Here is an 18,924-nt window from a genome sequence, read left to right as displayed (position 1 = left end):
CAAGAGATTTCGCAACACCGCGCCCCGGGCGGACAGACGGACGGACAGGCACATGCACGCCAACAGGCCACCCGATGCACCGCCGCTGAGGCTGCCCGAACTTGTCGCCATCGCGCTGGGCGGCATGGTGGGCGGCGGCATCTTCACCATTCTCGGCATCTCGGTGGCCACGATCGGCATCTGGACGCCGCTGGCCATTGCCCTGGGCGGCGCGGTGGCGGCGCTTGCGGCCTATTCCTACGTGAAGCTGGGCGTGCTCTACCGCGACGAGGGGGCGACCTATGCCTTCTTCAAGCGCTCCTTTCCGGGGCATGATTTCGGCGCCGCGCTGATCGGCTGGTGGGTGATCTTCGGTTATATCTCGACCATTGCGCTTTATGCCTACACCTTTGCCTCCTACGCCATCAGCGGCTTCGCCTTCGCCGACAGCGACCTGATCCGCAAGGGCGTGGCGCTGGCGGTGATCGGCGCCTTCGCCGCCGTCAACCTGTGGTCGGTCCGGGGGATGGGACGGCTCGAAGACCTCATGGTCTATACCAAGATCGTCATCCTGCTGGTGGTGGCGGGGGTGCTGTGGGGCAATGCGCGCCTGACCCCGCCCCAGTTCGTCGCCGCCCATGACGGGGGCGTTCCGTTCTTCGGCATCATCACCATCGCCGCCGTCACCTTCGTCGCCTATGAGGGCTTCCAGCTGGTCATCAACGCCACCCATGACATGACCTGCCCCGAACGCAACATCCCGCGGGCGATCTATGCGGCAGTGGCGGCGGCAACGGGGCTCTATGTGGTCATCGCCATCGGGGCGATCCTGGCCATCCCCTTCCAGGACATCGTGGAAAAGCAGGAATATGCCCTGGCCGCGGGGGCGGCGGATGTCCTCGGCCCGGTGGGCGAATATCTGGTCATCGCCGGCGCGCTGCTGGCCACCATGAGCGCCATCTCCGGCACGCTCTACGGCGCCTCGCGGCAACTGGCGGCGATTGCCCGCGACGGCTATTTCCCGCCCCGCCTGGCCGCGCCCCCCGGCACCATCCCCCGGGGCGCGGTGGCGGCCATGGCCGCCTGCGCCATGGGGCTGATCGTGATCGGGAACCTGCGGCTGATCCTCGAATTCGGCTCGGTCACCTTCCTGCTGGTGTCGTTCCTGATGGCCTGGACCAATCACCGGCGCCGCGCCCAGACCCGCGCCCACCCCACCGCCACGGTGCTGTCCATGGTCGGGCTGGGGGGCGCCACCGGGCTGATCCTGTTCTACGAAGCCCGCCACAGCCCCGAACAGCTGGTCTTCATCCTCTCGCTCTACGCGGTTCTGACGGCACTGGCGGTGATCTATTCGCGCCTGTCGGGCCGGCTCAGAGCCTCCGATGCGCCGCCGCCACCTCGTCGCGGATGATCCGCGCGATCAGCGCGCAATCGGCAAGGGAAAAGGTCAGCGGCACCCGCATGTCGAGAAGCCCCGCCAACACCCGGTCGGTCCGCGGCATGACAGGCGCCGCGACATAGCGCCAGCTGTCATAGCGCGAGGTAAACCCGTGCGGATCGGGCGCCCCGAACCACTTGAGCTCGACCCCCCGCGCCGCGCAGCCATCGACCACCGCCCGCACCGCCTCGCCCGGCCAGTCGAGCAGCAGAAACTGAAACGACGAGCCCACGAAGGCCTCCTCCCCGGGCCGCTCGATCACCGTCAGACCCGGCGTGCCGCGCAGGCCTGCCTCGGTCACCCTGTAACGCGCATTCCAGCGCGCCACCTGCTCGTCCAGCCGCCGCAGCTGCGGGCGCAGAATGGCCGCCCGCAGATTGTCCATCCGCCCCGAAACATTGGGCGTGTCATACTTGACCCGGTCGAACACCTCCGCCCCCGGCGCTGCCAGATGACGATCATGCAGCATGTAGGAGCCCGACAGCAGCACCGCCCGCGCCGCCAGCGCCTCGTCATCGGTGACCAGCAGCCCCCCCTCGCCGGAATTGAGATGCTTGTAGGTCTGGGTCGAGTAGCACCCCGCCACCCCGTGCCGGCCGCTGGGCACCCCGCGCCAGGCCGCGCCCATGGTATGGGCACAATCCTCGATCACCGCCAGCCCGGCGCGGTCGCAAATCGCCATCAGCCGATCCATGTCGCAGACATGCCCACGCATGTGGCTCAGCAGCAGCACCCGCGCCTGCCCCGCCTTCGCCGCCAGATCCTCGAGGTCGATGGTCAGCGCCTCGCTCACTTCGACGAAAACCGGCTCTGCCCCGAGGCTGGCAATCGCCCCCGGAACCGGCGCCAAGGTAAAGGCATTGGTCAGCACCCGCTCGCCGGGCCGAACCCCCACCGCCCGCAGCGCGGTGGCCAGCGCATACCCCCCCGAAGCCACCGCCACACAGTATTTCGCCCCGACCGTGGCGGCGAATTCCTGCTCCAGCAGAGCAACCTCGCCCGCCTCGCCCGGCGCCAGGTTGTAGCGATGCAGCCGCCCCGAGCGCAGCACCTCCAGCGCCGCCGCGATCCCCTCTTCGGGGATCGGCTCGGCTTGCGTGAAACTGCCGGTAAAACGCTCGACCATGGACCGTTTCTGCGCCTCCTCCGCAGCAGGGTCAAGCCACCCCTGCCGCCCCGCCCCCTTCCTCTTGCCGGCAGGGTCTATACAAGCTGAGCATTCCTGATCCCATGCTAGGTCATGTTGACAAAAGGCGAAGCCAAAGTCGGATTGACGTGATGTCTATGAAACCCAGGAAGCTTTCGGCGGTCTTGTCGTAGCGTGTGGCGACGCGCCGGGCATTTTTGAGCTTGTTGAAACACCGCTCGACAAGATTGCGCAGGGCATACAGAGAGTGATCGACGCCGACGCGCATCTTGCGGGACTTGCGCATGGGAATTTGGGTCAGAACATCACGCGCATTCATCTTTTCCCGAATGCTGTCAGCATCATAGCCCCTGTCCGCCAGCAGAACCCTCGGCTCGGGCAGGTTGTCGGCCATGACCAGGTCGAACCCGAGGTAATCGGATGTCTGACCCGGAGTAATCTCGGTTCTCATGGGCAGGCCTGCCGCCTTGACGCGGAGGTGGATCTTGGTCGTGAAGCCACCTCTTGAGCGGCCAAAACCCTGTCGCGGAGTCCCCCTTTAGCGCCCGCTGCCTGATGATGGGCGCGAACCACGGTGCTGTCGATCATCTGCAGCGCGTCTGGAACGGCACCGCTCTCGTTCAAAGCATCCATGATCTGCTCCCACAACCCGGCCAGCGTCCAACGTCGGAACTGGCGGTAAACGCTGGACCATTTGCCGAACTCTTCGGGCAGGTCACGCCATGGGGCTCCGGTTCGCGTGATCCAGAAAATCCCATCAAGAACAAGGCGATGGTTGGTGGGTTTGCGCCCGTTGGGGGCGCGGATCGCATGAATGAAATGTTCAAAGAACGCCCATTCCTCGTCCGACATCAGGTCTCGTGCCAAGCTGACCTCCATTGAAGATACCAGCTTGAATCACGTCTACAGCTCCGTGTGAATCCTTTTTGTCAACACGGCCTAAGGTGCTCATATGGCTCGGAAAAACCGCTATCTGTTTCGGGGGAGAATTTCGGAGCGCAAATTCCGCGATTTGCTTCGGCTTTTTGCCCTCGACATCACAGCCGACCGCGCCGCCCTTCTCACCGGGCTCAGCCACAACACGACGGCCCGTCTTTACACCCTCCTGCGCCGACGCATGGCCGAGCTGGCCGAGGCCGACTGCCCCTTCCAGGGCCAGGTCGAGATCGACGAGAGCTACTTCGGCCCGACCCGCCAGCGCGGCCGTCCGGGGCTGGGCCGCGGGCGCGGGGTCGCGGGCAAGGTGCCGGTCTTCGGCATCCTTGAACGCGGCGGAAGGGTGCACTGCCAGATCGTGAAAAACTGTTCGAAAACAACGCTTCAGGCGATCATCGAGGGCCGCGTCCACCTCTCGGCCGAGATCAGTTCCGACGGGTTCCGCAGCTATGACGGGCTGGTCGAGGCGGGCTTCAGGCGCCACCACAGGATCAACAAGTACTGGCAGCGCGACCGTGCCATCTTCTCCGAAAACGGCGTTCACATCAACGGCATCGAGAGCTTCTGGAGCTACGCCAAGCGCCGTCACGCCAAGTTCAACGGGCTGCGGAAAACCTCTTTCCCGGTGGTCCTGAAAGAGACCGAATTCCGCTTCAACAACCGTAAAAACGACCTCTACAAGATCCTGCTCAGATCGTGCAGAATGAAACCGCTCAGGCGCTGAGCTTGTATAGACCCTTCCGGCAAGAGGAAATTTCAGGGCCGGTCCGCACCGCCCAGCAGATCCCGCGCCGCCGCTGCCGGGGTGAGTTCGCCTCGGGCGACACGTTCGCCGAGTTCGTCCATCCGGGCCCGGATCTGCGGCTGATCGAGCCGGGCCAGTAGCGCCTGCCGGACTTCCTGATCGAACCAGTAGCGGGCCTGTTGTGCCCGGTTGGCAGCCCAGAAGCTGTGCGCCTTGCGCCATTCGGCGAGTTTCCGCATCTCGGCCCAGGCCTCGGCCAGGCCGTGTTCCTCCACCGCCGAGACGGTCATCGCCTTCGGAAATCCGTCGGGGTCCTGCGGGCGCCTGCGCAGGAGGCGCAAGGCCCCGGCATAATCGGCGCAGGTCCGGGTGGCGGCGGGTTTCAGGTCGCCATCGGCCTTGTTCACGAGGATCATGTCGGCCATTTCCATGATCCCGCGCTTGACCCCCTGCAACTCGTCCCCGCCGGCCGGCGCCAGCAGCAGCAGGAAGATGTCCGACATCTCGGCCACCGCGGTTTCGGACTGGCCGACGCCGACAGTCTCGATCAGGATCACGTCGAAGCCGGCAGCCTCGCACAGCGCCACGGCCTCGCGCGTGCGGCGGGCGACGCCGCCAAGGTGGGTCTGGCTGGGCGAAGGCCGGATGAAGGCGTTGGGGTCGCGCGACAGGCGTTCCATCCGGGTCTTGTCGCCGAGAATCGACCCGCCCGACCGCGCCGAACTGGGATCGACCGCCAGCACCGCCACTTTCAACCCCTGCCCCGTCAACATGCAGCCGAATCTTTCGATGAAGGTGGACTTGCCCACCCCCGGCGTGCCTGAAAGCCCGATCCGCAGCGCCTCGCGTCGGCTGCGCTTCACCTGCGCGCGCAAGCGGTCGAGCAGCTCGGTCGCCTGCGCGCGGTGATCCTCGCGCCGGCTTTCCACCAGGGTGATGGCGCGGGCCAATGCCCGGCGGTCGCCTGTCAGGATCCTGTCAGCCAGTTCTTCTATGTTCATCGTCACCGGTCCGGGTTGCCGCCGCGTTCATGCCGTGCGACTGATCGGTTGTCCAGTATCGATGCGGAGAGGTCATGCGCTCACGGTTCGGTCTTGTCCTGTCGCTGATCCTGTCGGCGTGGTGGCCCGGCGAGGCCACACCGGCAATGGCGGGCGAACAGGCGCTGTCGGCGCGGTTCGATGTCACCGCACTGGGCTTCAAGGTCGGGGAGTTGATCATCGACGGCCGCCTGGACAAGGCCGACTACGAAGTGACCGCCCGTTTCGGCACCACCGGGCTGGTACGGCTGTTCCGGGACATGGGATTCGTGATGCGCGCGCGCGGACGCGGCAATGGCGGCAGGCTGTGGCCGGATGAATATGTCGAGCAGGTCAATACCGGCTCGCGCATATCCAACGCGCGTCTTGTCTATGACGCCGGCGTGCCGCGCCTCGTCGGCGGCAGGGTGGAGGATGGCGAGGTCGAACCGCTGGACCCCACCACGCAGGGGGGCACCATCGACCCTCTGACCGCCCTGTTCACCGTGCTCCGCGACCGGCCCGACCGGGAACTGTGCTCCACGGATGTGGACATTTTCGACGGCGGGCGGCGCACGCGGGTCATCCTGACCGGGCGCGTCGAGCAGCGTGGAACGGTCACCTGCGTCGGCCAGTTCCGGCGCGTTGACGGCTATCCGGTCAAGGACATGAAGAAACGTCGCGTGGTGCCGCTGACCATCAGCTACGAGAAGGGCGAAAACGGGCTGATGCGCGCCACCGGCGCAAGCCTTCGCACCACCTACGGCCCGGTCGGCCTGACCCGGCGGGAGTAACCCGTCTCCGAACCACGCTGGCCCTCGAAAGCCCCCCACGCCCTTCCTCTTGCGAAAAATACTCCCGCCGGAGGCCCCCGCCGCCAGCCACGGGCGCACGCGCCGGGAACCGGGAGATACCCGGCGCAGCCGCCACCTCCGGCGCTGGACGCGGCAACAGGCTTCGGCGATAAGGCGGCGATGATCCCGCCACTGCCCATCGACGAAGCCCTGCCCGAACTTCTGGCCCGCTTGCGCGCGCGGGGTCGCGCGGTGCTGCAGGCGCCACCCGGCGCGGGCAAGACCACGCGGGTGCCGCTGGCGCTGCTACAGGCCGGGCTGGTGCACGACCGGATCGTGATGCTCGAACCTCGCCGACTGGCCGCCCGGGCCGCCGCCGAGCGCATGGCCGAAACCCTGGGCGAAACGGCAGGACAGACCGTCGGTTACCGAATGCGCGGGGCCACGAAGCTGTCGCGCCGGACCCGGATCGAGGTGGTCACCGAAGGCGTCCTCACCCGCATGCTCCAGGACGAACCCGACCTGCCCGGCATCGGCGCGGTGATCTTCGACGAATTCCACGAACGCTCCCTCAACGCCGATCTGGGACTGGCGCTTTGCCTTGAGGTCGCGGATGCCCTGCGCGACGACCTGATGCTGCTGGCCATGTCGGCGACGCTCGACGCCGCCCCGGTAGGCGAACTGATGCAGGCGCCGGTGATCACCGCGCGCGGGCGCAGCTTCGCGGTGGAAACCCGCTGGCTCGACCGCCCCGCCGGGTCGGGCCGCCAGCGCGAGGCGGCTCTCGCCGATCTGGTCGTGCGCGCCGAAGCCGAGACCCGGACCATGGGCGGCGGCATCCTGGTCTTCCTCCCGGGCGAGGCCGAAATCCGCCGCGCCCAGGCCGCGCTGAAAGGCCGCCTGCCCGCCGATTGCGCGCTGCGCCCGCTGTTCGGGGCCATGCCCTTTTCCGCCCAGCGCGCGGCCATCGCGCCACAGGCCGAGGGCCGCAAGGTGGTGCTGGCCACCTCGATTGCCGAAACCTCGCTGACCATCGAGGACGTGCGCGTGGTGGTGGACATGGGGCTTGCCCGCCGGGCACGGTTCGACCCCGGATCGGGCATGTCGCGGCTGGTCACCGAACGGGTGACCCGGGCCGAGGCCGACCAGCGGCGCGGCCGCGCCGGGCGGGTGGCCGAAGGAATCTGCTACCGGCTGTGGACAAGGGGGGAAGAGGGCGCGCTGGCCGCCTACCCTCCGGCCGAGATCGAATCCGCCGACCTGACCGGTCTGGCACTGGAACTGGCGCAATGGGGCGGCCATGAAGACGACCTGCCCTTCCTCACCCCGCCCCCCGTCCCGGCCATGGCCGAGGCACGCGCGCTGCTGCGGCTGCTGGGGGCGCTGGACGACCGCGACCGCATCACCGACCACGGCCGGAAACTGGCCGCCCTGCCCCTGCACCCGCGGCTGGGTCACATGCTGACGCAGGCGGGCGCACAGGCTGCACCGCTGGCGGCACTGGCCGAATCCCGCGACCCGCTGCGCGGCGCGCCCTGCGACCTGTCGCTGCGGCTCGAGGCCCTGAACGATCCCGACCGGTTCCGGCGCCAACGCCCCTACCGGCTCGACCGCGAAGCACGCGACCGCATCGCGGTCGAGGCAGGACGGCTGTGCAAGGCCCTGACCGCCCCGCCCCGGCCGGGCATGAGCCCCGGCGCCATGGCCGCCCTGGCCTGGCCCGACCGCATCGGCAAACGCCGCAAGGGCGATGCCCCGCGCTATCTGCTCTCCGGCGGCAAGGGGGCGACACTGCCCGACGACGACCCGCTGGCGGCCACCCCCTTCCTGGTCGCCATCGACACCGACGGCAACCCGCGCGAGGCCCGCATCCGCCTTGCCGCCGCGATCACCACGGCCGAGATCCGCGACCTGTTCGCGGACCGCATCGAATGGCACGAGATCTGCGAATGGTCGCGGCGCGAACGCCGGGTGGTGACGCGGCGGCAGGAACGGCTGGGCGCGCTGGTGCTGGACGACCGCATCTGGAAGGACGTGCCCGCCGATGCGGTGGCATGGGCCATGCTCGACGGCGTGCGCGATCTGGGCCTGCGACTGACCGGCGGCGCCAAACGGCTGGCCGCCCGGGTCGAACTGGCCCGGGCACAGGGGGCCGATCTGCCCGATTTCTCGGAACCCGCCCTGATGGCGCGGCTGGAGGAATGGCTGCTTCCGGTGCTGGATGGGGTGCGCAGCGCCGAGGACTGGAAACGCTTCGATCCGCTGCCAGCGCTCGAGGCCGCGCTGACATGGGATCAGCGACAGACGCTCGACCGTCTCGCCCCGCCCACCTTCACCACCCCGCTGGGACGCAAGGCGCCCATCGACTATGGCGAGGACGGACCGGAAATCGCGCTGCGCCTGCAGGAACTCTTCGGCGTGACCGAACACCCCCGCAGCGGCGGCGTGGCGCTGAAGATCACCCTGCTGTCGCCGGCCGGACGCCCGGTGCAGGTCACCCGCGACCTGCCGGGGTTCTGGCGCGGCTCCTACGCCGATGTCCGCAAGGAGATGCGCGCCCGCTATCCCCGCCATCCCTGGCCCGAAGATCCGACACGGGCCGCCCCCACCCTGCGGGCAAAGCCCCGGCGCTGACGGCGGCTCTTGCCCGCAAGGGGCGGGCATGGCTAAGTTCGCGGACATGGAAACGCGAGAATGCCGCAGATGACACCGGAACGCGCGCACAGGATCCTGTCGGAGAACTTCGCCGACTGGGTGCAGGCGCTGGATCTGACCATCGCCGAAATCGACGCCGATCACGTGCTGGTGCGAATGCCGCTGGGCAACCACCTGGCACGGGTGGGCGGGATCGTCTCGGGGCAGGCGCTGGCGGCGCTTGCCGATACGGCCATGGTGCTTGCCGCCATCGCCCATACCGGCACGCTTGGCCCCTTCGCCACCACCGACCTGCACACGCAGTTCCTTCGCCCCGGCGTGGGCACGGCGATCTGGTGCCGGGCCGAGGTGGTCCGCGCCGGCCGCGCGCTGGTCTTCGCCCGCGCCGAAATGACCGAAGAAGACACCGGCAGGATCGTCGCCACCGCCACCGCGACCTTCTACGCGCCCCCGGGAACGGCCGATGCACAGCCCTGACCGGAGACATGCGATTGTCGCCGCGCGCCATGGCCGCCTCCAGCCGCCAAAGGCGCCCCTGCCCCGCCCGAATCCCGGGACAAGGCGCGATGACCTCGGGCGGCCGATCAGAACCCGACGCATCTTTCACGCCGGATTCCGGGGATGAGCCTGCAATGTCCGTGAAACCGTCCATCCGAACCGGCCTGAAGTCCGACGCCGCCCGCACCGAAGGGGCGGCCATGATACCGCGCCTGCTGCTGCTTCTGCTGCTCCTCCTCCTCGCCGCCTGCGGCCGCCGGCTCACCGAAACCGAGACCGCCCTTGCCCGCACCATCCAGGGCGACGCGCTCGATCCCGCAAAGGTGCGACTGGTCGAGGGTGCCCCGGTGGGCAGCTTCACCTTTCGTCGCAAGGCCCGCCCGCGCCTGACCTGCCGCGAACGCATCCTGCCCCCCCCGAAGGACGAAATTGTGATCACCCGCCCGGCGGCGGTCACGCTGTTCAACAGGATCTTCTTCACCAGGGACTGGTACACGGACAATTACGCCCCGGGCTGGCCCGACCGGATCTACCTGGTCCGGGCAATGCTGCTTTCGCACGAACTGACCCATGTCTGGCAGTGGCAGAACCGGAAACTCACCGGCTATTCGCCCCTGCAGGCAGCGGCCGAACATGGCGAGAGCGACGATCCCTACCTGTTCGACCTCTCCGGTTCCGGCAAGGCCGATTTCCTGAGCTTCGGCTATGAACAGCAGGGCGCCATTGTCGAGGAATACGTCTGCTGCCGCTCGCTCGCCCCGCAGGCGGCGCGCACGAAGCGCCTGCATGACATGCTTGCCGCGGCCATGCCCGTCGCGGACCTTCCCGACCGCCGGACCAGCGACGTCTACCTGCCATGGAAGGACGCCGACCTGAAAGGCATCTGCGACTGAACCGGCACGCCCTCCACCCTTCCTCTTGCCGAAAATACTCCGGGGGTGAGGCCCGCAAGGGCCGAGGGGGCAGAGCCCCCTTCCCACGCCGGAACCGGCCGCCCCGATATTCCCTCAGGGAACCTGCAGGGTCTCGAGATAGGCGACGAGATCGGCGATCGGTTCGCTGGTGATGATCGGCTGCCCGTCCGGCGCCTTGAGCACCACGTCGCGCCCCTCGAAGAACTGCCCGAAGATCGGCATCGGGCTGCCATGGCTGACCAGCGGGTCGCGCCCGTCGATGCGGCGGATCACGCGCCTGAGCGGAAACACGCCGCCATTGTCGGCCGCAAGGAGGGTCAGATCGGCGGGTTTGATGACCAGAACGCCGGCCATCGGCCCCTGCCCGGTGGCCTCGATCCCGTGGCAGGTGGCACAGTTGGTCCGGTAATATTCGCCCCCCCTCTCGACATCCTGCGCCAGGGCGGCCGAACCGGAAACCGCAAACACCGCCCCTGCAATGATGGAAAGGATCCGCATGGCGGCTCTCCTTTGCTTGCCCTCCTCCGCCGGGAATCCATCCCCGCGGTTCCATCTTCTCCCAAGCATCACCCGCGCGACCGGCAATGGCAATGATTCAGGTCAAGGCGCTCATGCCCCGTCGCGCAACCGGCCCGCCTCCAGCCGCACCACCCGGTCCATGCGCGCCGCAAGGCCGTGATTGTGCGTGGCAATCAGCGCCGAAAGCCCGCTGTCGGCCACCAGCTCCATCATCGCCGCTAAAACCTGCTCCGAGGTCTCGGGGTCGAGATTGCCGGTCGGCTCGTCCGCCAGCAGCAGCCGCGGGCGGTTGGCCAGAGCCCGGCAGAAGGCCACGCGCTGCTGCTCGCCCCCCGACAGCGCCGCCGGGCGGTGGTCGGCCCGCCCGGCCAGCCCGACCCGATCCAGAAGATCATGCGCCCGCGCCTCGGCCTCGGCACGGGTCACGCCATCGGCCAGCTGTGGCAGGATCACGTTCTCGGCCGCGGTGAACTCGGGCAGAAGGTGATGAAACTGATAGACGAAACCGATGTCGCGGCGCCGGGCGGCGGTGCGCACCCGATCCGACCGGCCGGCCATGTCCTGCCCGCCAATCTCGACCCGCCCGGCATCGGCGGTGTCAAGAAGCCCGGCAATATGCAGCAGCGTGGATTTTCCCGCCCCCGACGGCGCCACCAGCGCCACCGCCTCGCCCGGCCGCAGCTCCAGATCGACGCCGCGCAGCACCCGGACCTCGCCGGGGCGGCCGCGATTGTAGGTCTTTTCCACCCCCGACAGGCGCAGCACCGCCTCACTCATAGCGCAGCGCCTCCACCGGGTTGAGCCGGGCCGCGCGCCGGGCGGGGAAAATCGTTATCACGAAGGACAGGCCCAGCGACAGCCCTACCGCCCTGAGCACATCCGCAAGGCGCAACTCCGCCGGCAGGGCATAGATGCCACGGATCGCCGGGTCCCACACGCCCCCCCCCATGGCCCAGTTCACGAAGGAAAAGATCGGGTCGATGTAAAGCGCGAACAGGCTGCCCAGCACCACGCCTGCGGCGGTGCCGATCAGGCCGGTAAAGGCGCCGCAGATGAAGAACACCCGCAGCACCGCCCCCTCGGACAGGCCGATGGTGCGCAGGATGCCGATGTCGCGCCCCTTGTTCTTGACCAGCATGATCAGCCCCGAGACGATGTTCATGGTGGCGATCAGAACCAGGATCGAGAGGATCACGAACATCACGTTGTCCTCCACGTCCAGCGCCCGCAAAAACCCGCCCGAGGCATCCCGCCATGTCCAGATCCGCAATCTCCCGCCCGCCGCCTGCTGCAGTTTCGGCGCCAGCGCGTCCACCGCCTCGGGGTCGGCCACCCGCAGCTCCAGCTCGTCGGCCGCGCCCTCGCGGTTGAAGAAGGACTGCGCTTCAGCAAAAGGCATGTAGACGCGGGTGCGGTCGATGTCGTAGCGCCCGGCGGAGAACACATGGACCACCTCATAGGCCTTGATGCGCGGACTGGTGCCCATGGGGGTGCGCACCCCGTCGGGCGAGATCAGCCGCACCCGGTCGCCCACGCTCACGCCCAGCGCCCGCGCCACCCCCGATCCGATCGAGATCCCCTCGTCAAAGCGGTCGATATCGCCGTAAGAGCCCGCACCCCCCACGATTCCCGGCAGCGCGGCCAGGTCGGAGGCACGGATACCCACCACCTCGACCCCGGCATTGCGGCTGCGCGACGAGATCATCACCTGCCCCCGCACCACCGGCGCCACATGGGTCACGCCGGGCACCGCGGCAATGCGGGCGGCCAGCGCATCGTAATCGCGCAGGCTGCGATCGATGCGCCCGCGCGCATCCACCACGCCGCCGCTGTAGATGGTGACATGGGGGTTGGCGCCCAGAATGGTGCGCACGAATTCGGCCCGGAACCCGGCCCGCACCGCCAGCGTGGCGATCAGGGCAAATACCGCCAGCGTGATGCCGATGATCGAGATCCAGGTCATTACGCTGACCCCGCCCTCGGCCCGGCGGGCGCGCAGATAGCGCCAGGCGATCATCCACTCATGGGCGGCAAAGGGGGGCGGGGCTGCGCGCATGGCCAGATCATTTCCTGTGGAAATTGCGCCGCGACCATGGGGGGCGGAGGGGCAAAGGTCAAGCAGGGCCGGCCATCGCCTGCGGCGGGCGGATCAGGCCACCAGCGCCGCCGCCTCATAGCCGCGCAGAACGGTGCGCGCAGTGGGCCAGTCGGCAGCGCGCCCGATCCGCAGCTCGGGGAACAGCGAGGTCAGCTCCACCATCAGCGCCCGGTCGCCGGCCAGCACGAAATCGCCGGGGTGGAAGCTTTCGCTGGCCGCGCCCTCGGCAAGGATCACCTCGTGGCGGTCGAACATCAGGTGGACATATTCCACCTCGCCGCAAGGCGCGGGCAGGATGGAATGGCCATTCACCAGGTGCTTTGCCGCCACCAGAAGCTCGCTTTCGCCGAACAGAAGTTCGGCCCGCCAGCCCGAGACCAGCATCCGGTGCTGCGGCGACACCAGCAGATCGCGACGGTTGCCGATCGCCCCCTTGCGGATCAGGATCGGGGCGAAATCGCCCTGTCCCCGCACCGCGCGCCGCCCGATCCAGCGCACCGGCTGCGCGCCGCGGTCCAACGTCACCACTTCGTCCCCCACCTGCAATGTCTCGATCGGCCGCTCGCCCTGCGGCGTGCGGATGCGGGTGCCCGCCACGAAGCAGGTCAGTTGCAGCTGGGAGTTTGTCACTGAGGAACTGGAAGGCGTCCATGTGGAGCTGACAAAGGTCGCGTCCTGAAGCGTGCTGCCGTCGATGGGCGAGAACACCTCGCGCCCGTCGAACAGGTAGAAGGTGACCCCGGTGATCGTTTCCTGCGTTCCGTCGGCATACTGGACAGTCACCGTGTCGCCCACATAGGCCGAATAGACCCGGGATCCGTCGATGTAGTCGCGCCAGGCGCTGATCGAGCCGTCATTGTTGGCGTCATTGACGACAAAGTCGTACCGCGTCAGCGCCGTACCCGGCGACGGCGGAGAATAGGGGTCGATGATGTAGAAATTGTCGATGAACGTCGCCATCGCGCCTGCTCCGAAACTGCCTCTCGCCGCCCGGATCGTTTTCGGTGTCCGTGGTCGGCGCAAGCAGGACTAGCACGCCGCCCACGGCTTTTCCACCCGTCTGCCTGCCGATGATGCGCAAGCGGGATCCCGCCTGCCGGAAGGCCCCGCGGGAAAGCCCGCCCCTTCCTCTTGCCAGAAATACTCCGGGGGTGAACGGGCCGCAGGCCCGGAGGGGGCAGAGCCCCCTGCCACGCCGGTCAGGCCGAAGGCGCGAAGCCGGCACTCGCAATGCGATACGGGGCGTAGATCTCCCCGATCCGTGCCACGGCCGCCTCGGGGGAGAGTTCCTCGCTTTCGCCGCTGCGCCGGCAGGTCAGCTCCACCACCCCCTTCTTCAGCCCGCGGGGCCCGACGGTGATCCGCCAGGGCAGACCGATCAGGTCCATGGTGGCGAACTTGGCGCCGGCGCGCTCCTCGCGGTCGTCGTAGAGCGGCTCGAGCCCCGCCGCGACCAGCGCCGAATAGAGCCCTTCGCAGGCCGCATCCGCCTGCGCGTCGCCCTGGCGCAGGTTGACGATGCCGCAGTGGAAAGGGGTCACGCCCTCGGGCCAGATGATGCCGGCCTCGTCATGGCTGGCCTCGATGATGGCACCGACAAGGCGGCTGACGCCGATGCCGTGGCTGCCCATGTGCACCGGCACCTGCGCCCCGTCGGGCCCCTGCACGGTGGCCCCCATCGGCTCGGAATACTTGGTGCCGAAGTAGAAGATCTGCCCCACCTCGATGCCGCGGGCGCGGCGGCGGCGCGCCTCGGGCACCTGGGCGGCGAAGGCGGCCTCATCATGGGTCTCGTCGGTGCGGGCGTAAAGCGCGGTGAACTCCTCCATGATCGCCCGGCACTGCGCCTTGTCGTCATAATCGATGTCGCGCGCGCCAAGACGGATGTCGGTCACCGCGCTGTCATAGAACACCTCCGATTCGCCAGTTTCCGCCAGGACCAGGAATTCATGCGTGTCCTCGCCCCCGATCGGCCCGGAATCGGCGCGCATGGGGATCGCCTGCAGCCCCATGCGCTCATAGGTGCGCAGATAGCTGACCAGGTGGCGGTTGTAGGCATGCAGCGCGTCCTCGCGCGTGAGGTCGAAATTGTAGCCGTCCTTCATCAGGAATTCGCGCCCGCGCATCACCCCGAAGCGGGGGCGGATCTCGTCGCGGAACTTCCACTGGATCTGGTAGAGCGTCAGCGGCAGGTCGCGATAGCTGCTCACATGGGTGCGGAAGATGTCGGTTATCAGCTCTTCGGCGGTGGGGGTGTAGAGCATGTCGCGCCCGTGCCGGTCGGTGATGCGCAGCATCTCTTCGCCATAGGCGTCATAGCGCCCCGATTCCCGCCACAGATCGGCCGATTGCAGGGTCGGCATCAGCATCGGCAGGTGGCCGGCGCGGATCTGCTCCTCGTGGATGATGTTCTCGATCCGGCGCAGCACCTTGAAGCCAAGCGGCAGCCACGAATAGATGCCGGCGGCGGACTGCTTGATCATGCCCGCGCGCAGCATCAGCCGGTGGCTGACGATCTGGGCCTCGGCGGGGTTTTCCTTGAGGACGGGAAGGAAATAGCGGCTCAGGCGCATGTCGGCTGTCCCTCGTGACGGATTGCGTTTGAGGCGGTCTATGACAAAGCCGCCGGGCAGGCAATCGGACTGTGACCGAACGGGGCGGGAAAAGCGCCAGCGCCGGACGATCCCGCCCGCCGGTTTCGCGGGGCCGGGCCTGTCTGCCCTTGCGCGGGGACGGGTCATGGGCCAAGAAAAGGCGGGAGCCGGGCCAAGAGGGGCGCATGTCCTTGAGCGTGAAAGAGCAACTCAGATACTGGGGCGTAGGGCTCATCGCCTTTGCCGTCGTCCTGTGGCTGCTGGGCGACGTGCTGCTGCCTTTCGTCCTGGGCGGAGCCATTGCCTATTTCGTGGACCCGCTGGCGGACCGGCTGGAGGCGCTGGGCCTGTCGCGGGTGGCGGCCACGGCCATCATCACGGTTCTGGCGCTGGCCGTCTTCGTGGTCATGGCGCTGATGGTGATCCCGACCCTGATTGCCCAGGCGCAGGAGCTGGTCCGGATCCTGCCCGACCTGTTCCGCGATCTGCGCGCCTTCGTGGAAGAGCGCTTCCCGTCGCTTCTGGACCGCAACAGCGCCGCGCACCAGACGCTTGCCCTGATCGGCGAACGCCTGAAGGAACGCGGCGCCGAGATCCTCCAGACCGCCATCGCCTCGGCGATGTCGCTGGTCAACATCCTGATGCTGATGGTGATCGTGCCGGTGGTATCGGTCTATCTGCTGCTGGACTGGGACCGGATGGTCGCCCGGATCGACGAGCTGCTGCCGCGCGACCATGTTTCGGTGATCCGCCAGCTGGCTTCCGAGATCGACGCCACCCTGTCCTCGTTCGTGCGCGGCATGGGCACGGTCTGCATCATCCTCGGCACCTATTACGCCATCGCGCTAATCGCGGTGGGGCTCGATTTCGGGCTGGTGGTGGGCTTCGTCGCGGGGCTGGTGACCTTCATCCCCTATCTGGGCGCGCTGATCGGCGGGGTGCTGGCGATCGGGCTGGCGATGTTCCAGTTCTGGGGCGACTGGACGGCGATCGGGCTGGTGGCGGCCATCTTCGCCGCCGGCCAGGTGATGGAGGGCAATTTCCTCACACCGCGGCTGGTCGGCCATTCGGTGGGGCTGCACCCGGTCTGGCTGCTGCTGGCCCTGTCGGTGTTCGGGGCGCTGTTCGGCTTCGTCGGCATGCTGGTGGCGGTGCCGCTGGCCGCGGCACTGGGGGTGCTGGCGCGCTTTGCCGTCGGACAATACCTGAAAAGCCGCCTCTATCTTGGCGCAACCGGGGCGGACGATTCCTGACATGGCCGAACAGCTCAGCTTCGATCTTCCCCGCCGGACCGCGCGGGGGCGCGCGGATTTCTTCGTCTCGCCCGCCAACGCCATGGCCGTGGCGCTGATCGACGCGCCCGACAGCTGGCCCGGGGCCAGGCTGGTGCTGACCGGACCGGCCGGGGCGGGCAAGACCCACCTGGCCCATGTCTGGGCGGGGCGCAGCGGCGCGCGGATCGTGGCCGCCGCCGAGTTGACCGAAGACGCCGTTCCGGGGCTGGCCACGGGGGCGGTGGCGGTCGAGGACGTGCCGGCCATCGCCGGAAACGGCCCAGCCCAGGCGGCGCTGTTCCACCTGCTCAACCTGGTGCAGGCCGAGGGCCACGCGCTGCTGCTGACGGGGCGGAAGGCGCCGAAGCTGTGGGGCCTGGCGCCGGCCGACCTGCAAAGCCGCATCGAGGGGGCCCAGCATGCGCAGTTGGCGCCGCCGGACGATGCGCTTCTGGCCGCGGTGCTGGCCAAGCTGTTCGCGGACCGCCAGATCGCGCCGCGGCCGGATGTGATTCCCTATCTGCTGCCGCGCATGGACCGCTCCTTCGCCGCCGCCGCCGACATCGTCGAGCGCCTCGACCAGCTGGCGCTGGCCGAGGGGCGGAGCATCTCGCGGGCGCTGGCGGCCCGCCTGCTCGGGGACCGTGGCAAGGATCAATCGCCCCATGACGGGCAGGATCCGGGGTGATTGACCCGGCCGCCGCAATCCCGCATCCTTGGCCCGCGCAACCGGGGGAGTCATGAACCTGCAACCGCACCAGGAACTCGCGGAAGGAGGGCCGTTCGGCCGGCCCCTGTTCGACGACCCCAGCGCCCGCGCCCTGTCGCGGGTGGGGGTGGTGGATGTGGGCTCGAACTCGGTGCGCCTGGTGGTGTTCGATGGCGCGGCGCGTTCGCCGGCCTATTTCTACAACGAAAAGATCATGTGCGCGCTGGGCGATGGCCTGGCCGAGACGGGACGGCTGAACCCGAAGGGGCGCGAACGCGCGCTCAACGCCATCCGCCGCTTTCAGCACCTGGCGCGGGGGATGCGGCTGGGGCCGCTCACCGCGGTGGCGACGGCCGCCGTGCGCGACGCGGCGGACGGGCAGGATTTCTGCGACGAGGTGGCGCGCGAAACCGGACTGCGCATCTGGATCATCGATGGCGACGAGGAGGCGCGCCTCTCTGCCCAGGGGGTGCTGCTGGGCTGGCCCGGCGCCTACGGGCTGGTCTGCGACATGGGCGGGGCGTCGATGGAGCTGGCCGAGATCGACGGCACCGGCGTGGGCCGATGCATGACCTCGCCGCTGGGGCCGCTGAAGCTGCGCCACGTCAAGGGCGGGCGGCGCGCGCGCAAGGCGGTGATCCGCGAAACCGTGGAAGAGATGCGCGCCCATATGGGCAAGCAGCGCGACCGCCTCTTCCTGGTCGGCGGCAGCTGGCGGGCGATCGCCCGCATCGACATGGCCCGGCGCAACTATCCGCTGACGGTGCTGCACGAATACCGCATGACCGCGAAACAGGTCCGCGACACGCTGCATTTCATCGAAAAGGCGGACCTGGAAAAGCTGCGCCTGCGCGCCGGCGTGTCCGAGGCACGCATGAGCCTGGTGCCCATCGCCATCGACGTGCTGCACCGGCTGGTGCGGACCTTCAAGCCGCACGACATCGCGATCTCCAGCTACGGCATCCGCGAGGGGCTGCTCTACGAACAGATGCCGCAGGAGCTGCGCGACCGCGACCCGCTGATCGAGGCCTGCTGGTTCGCCGAGGCCAAGGACGCGCGGATGCCGGGCTTTGGCAAGACGCTCTACGAGTTCGTCCTGCCGCTGTTCAAGTCGGCCAAGCCGTCACGGATCCGGCTGATCAAGGCCGCCTGCCTTCTGCACGACGTCAGCTGGCGGGCCCATCCCGACTACCGGGCCGACGCGTGCTTCGACTATGCCACCCGCGCCAACCTGGGCGGGCTGAAACATTCCGAGCGCGTCTTTCTGGGCCTGGCGCTGCAATACCGCTATCGCAACCGCCGCCCGGCCGACCGCTTCGGCGCCTTCTACGAGCTGCTGGACGAACGCAGCCTGAAAGAGGCCGAGATCCTCGGCAAGGCCATGCGCTTCGGGGCGATGCTGTGGATGCAGCCCGACCACCCCATCGGCACCCTGAAATGGCAGCCCAAGAAAAAGCGGCTGGAGCTGACCCTGCCGCCCGAGGCCCAGCCCCTTTTCGGCGAAGTGGCCGAGGCGCGGCTGAAATCACTGGCCGAGGCGCTGAAATCCCAGGTCAGCGTTCGGATGACCGGCTGAAACCGCCCTGCCGCCCCCCGGGACCG

General features: G+C 68.3%; 17 protein-coding genes. 9 read left to right on the top strand and 8 right to left on the bottom strand.

What is annotated here, in order from left to right:
* Positions 1-52: 52 nt before the first annotated feature.
* The gene (locus tag ACZ5CM_RS06065) at positions 53-1,393 is read left to right on the top strand and encodes an APC family permease (RefSeq protein ID WP_464641837.1); all 1,341 of its coding nucleotides are present in this window, start codon (positions 53-55) and stop codon (positions 1,391-1,393) included.
* Here the strand turns inward: ACZ5CM_RS06065 and ACZ5CM_RS06060 are convergent.
* Both ACZ5CM_RS06060 and ACZ5CM_RS06055 read right to left on the bottom strand, forming a co-directional pair.
* A complete protein-coding gene (locus ACZ5CM_RS06060; protein WP_464641836.1) occupies positions 1,353-2,546 on the bottom strand; it encodes a DegT/DnrJ/EryC1/StrS family aminotransferase in 1,194 nt (397 codons plus the stop codon). The genes ACZ5CM_RS06065 and ACZ5CM_RS06060 overlap by 41 nt on opposite strands.
* Before the next feature lie 112 nt (positions 2,547-2,658).
* Positions 2,659-3,446 (bottom strand): IS5 family transposase gene (locus ACZ5CM_RS06055; protein ID WP_464638555.1). Its coding sequence is split into 2 segments (ribosomal slippage): positions 2,659-3,107 and positions 3,107-3,446, totalling 789 coding nucleotides; the frame shifts between segments, so codons are not numbered across the junction.
* Positions 3,447-3,519: 73 nt separating this feature from the next.
* Here ACZ5CM_RS06055 and ACZ5CM_RS06050 point away from each other — a divergent pair.
* On the top strand, positions 3,520-4,227 hold the full coding sequence (locus ACZ5CM_RS06050; protein WP_464641834.1) for an IS1595 family transposase: 708 nt from the start codon (positions 3,520-3,522) through the stop codon (positions 4,225-4,227).
* A gap of 32 nt (positions 4,228-4,259) precedes the next feature.
* On the opposite strand, the gene meaB is transcribed toward ACZ5CM_RS06050, so the two are convergent.
* On the bottom strand, positions 4,260-5,249 hold the full coding sequence (gene meaB, locus ACZ5CM_RS06045) for a methylmalonyl Co-A mutase-associated GTPase MeaB (RefSeq protein ID WP_464641833.1): 990 nt from the start codon (positions 5,247-5,249) through the stop codon (positions 4,260-4,262).
* Positions 5,250-5,323: 74 nt separating this feature from the next.
* On the opposite strand from meaB, the gene ACZ5CM_RS06040 reads away from it, so the two are divergent.
* From ACZ5CM_RS06040 to ACZ5CM_RS06025, 4 genes are all read left to right on the top strand, one after another.
* The gene (locus ACZ5CM_RS06040; protein WP_464641831.1) at positions 5,324-6,061 is read left to right on the top strand and encodes a DUF3108 domain-containing protein; all 738 of its coding nucleotides are present in this window, start codon (positions 5,324-5,326) and stop codon (positions 6,059-6,061) included.
* 183 nt (positions 6,062-6,244) lie between these two features.
* On the top strand, positions 6,245-8,695 hold the full coding sequence (hrpB, locus tag ACZ5CM_RS06035) for an ATP-dependent helicase HrpB (RefSeq protein WP_464642516.1): 2,451 nt from the start codon (positions 6,245-6,247) through the stop codon (positions 8,693-8,695).
* A gap of 69 nt (positions 8,696-8,764) precedes the next feature.
* Positions 8,765-9,193 (top strand): PaaI family thioesterase, encoded by a 429-nt coding sequence (locus ACZ5CM_RS06030; RefSeq protein WP_464641829.1) that lies wholly within the window; start codon positions 8,765-8,767, stop codon positions 9,191-9,193.
* Positions 9,194-9,414: 221 nt separating this feature from the next.
* Positions 9,415-10,107: a hypothetical protein gene (locus ACZ5CM_RS06025; RefSeq protein ID WP_464642514.1), complete on the top strand. Its 693-nt coding sequence runs from the start codon at positions 9,415-9,417 to the stop codon at positions 10,105-10,107.
* A gap of 114 nt (positions 10,108-10,221) precedes the next feature.
* Here the strand turns inward: ACZ5CM_RS06025 and ACZ5CM_RS06020 are convergent, their stop codons facing one another.
* The 5 genes from ACZ5CM_RS06020 to proS form a co-directional block, all read right to left on the bottom strand.
* Positions 10,222-10,626, bottom strand: coding sequence for a c-type cytochrome (locus ACZ5CM_RS06020; RefSeq protein ID WP_464641827.1), 405 nt, complete (start codon positions 10,624-10,626; stop codon positions 10,222-10,224).
* 111 nt (positions 10,627-10,737) lie between these two features.
* A complete protein-coding gene (locus ACZ5CM_RS06015; RefSeq protein ID WP_464641826.1) occupies positions 10,738-11,424 on the bottom strand; it encodes an ABC transporter ATP-binding protein in 687 nt (228 codons plus the stop codon).
* Positions 11,417-12,703 (bottom strand): lipoprotein-releasing ABC transporter permease subunit, encoded by a 1,287-nt coding sequence (locus ACZ5CM_RS06010; protein WP_464641825.1) that lies wholly within the window; start codon positions 12,701-12,703, stop codon positions 11,417-11,419. Before ACZ5CM_RS06010 ends, ACZ5CM_RS06015 begins: the two co-directional genes overlap by 8 nt.
* Positions 12,704-12,796: 93 nt before the next feature.
* On the bottom strand, positions 12,797-13,705 hold the full coding sequence (locus ACZ5CM_RS06005) for a Hint domain-containing protein (RefSeq protein WP_464641823.1): 909 nt from the start codon (positions 13,703-13,705) through the stop codon (positions 12,797-12,799).
* A 239-nt stretch (positions 13,706-13,944) separates the two neighbouring features.
* Complete coding sequence (proS, locus tag ACZ5CM_RS06000) at positions 13,945-15,318, bottom strand: proline--tRNA ligase (RefSeq protein WP_464641821.1); 1,374 nt, start codon at positions 15,316-15,318, stop codon at positions 13,945-13,947.
* Positions 15,319-15,524: 206 nt separating this feature from the next.
* Here proS and ACZ5CM_RS05995 point away from each other — a divergent pair, with 206 nt between their 5' ends.
* Genes ACZ5CM_RS05995 through ACZ5CM_RS05985 form a run of 3 tightly spaced genes read left to right on the top strand, consistent with a single transcriptional unit; the run spans position 15,525 to position 18,898 of the window.
* Positions 15,525-16,592 (top strand): AI-2E family transporter, encoded by a 1,068-nt coding sequence (locus ACZ5CM_RS05995; RefSeq protein WP_464641819.1) that lies wholly within the window; start codon positions 15,525-15,527, stop codon positions 16,590-16,592.
* Position 16,593: 1 nt separating this feature from the next.
* Positions 16,594-17,301 (top strand): P-loop NTPase family protein, encoded by a 708-nt coding sequence (locus ACZ5CM_RS05990; RefSeq protein WP_464641818.1) that lies wholly within the window; start codon positions 16,594-16,596, stop codon positions 17,299-17,301.
* A gap of 52 nt (positions 17,302-17,353) precedes the next feature.
* Positions 17,354-18,898 carry a Ppx/GppA family phosphatase gene (locus ACZ5CM_RS05985; RefSeq protein WP_464641816.1) on the top strand — a complete coding sequence of 515 codons (1,545 nt, stop codon included), beginning with the start codon at positions 17,354-17,356 and terminating at the stop codon, positions 18,896-18,898.
* Positions 18,899-18,924: the final 26 nt, after the last annotated feature.

The organism is Piezobacter thermophilus, assembly GCF_055386745.1.
This window is presented reverse-complemented; position numbering and strand designations above follow the sequence as displayed.